The sequence below is a fragment of the Desulfosporosinus burensis genome, assembly GCF_054657535.1.
In genome coordinates this window covers 1-204 of sequence record NZ_BAAHYN010000126.1, presented here as the reverse complement: position 1 = coordinate 204, position 204 = coordinate 1, and the positions used below count along the sequence as shown (strand labels likewise).

Here is a 204-nt window from a genome sequence, read left to right as displayed (position 1 = left end):
AATGGCACAAGGGTCGAAAGACGAAACCAAGGTGTTGTTAGAACTAGCAAAAGATCTAGGTTATATCCAAGAAGTTGTATTTGCAAAATTGTTTGAACGATATGATGAACTGGGCAAACAGTTATATACTCTTCACCAAAAATGGAAATAATCTGGCTTCTGGATTCTGACAACTGACCTCTGAGGGGTAGGGGAGCGTTCTAT

The 204-nt window shown here is 39.7% G+C and carries 1 protein-coding gene; it reads left to right on the top strand.

The window, feature by feature from the left end:
• The first annotated feature begins 1 nt into the window (after window position 1).
• Window positions 2-151 (top strand): four helix bundle protein, encoded by a 150-nt coding sequence (locus ACYQ3Q_RS28685; protein ID WP_459931769.1) that lies wholly within the window; start codon window positions 2-4, stop codon window positions 149-151.
• Window positions 152-204 lie beyond the last annotated feature (53 nt).

Coding starts and splice junctions, on each gene's coding strand:
- ACYQ3Q_RS28685 (WP_459931769.1), top strand. CDS start 2: ATGGCACAAGGGTCGAAAGACGAAACCAAGGTGTTGTTAGAACTAGCA.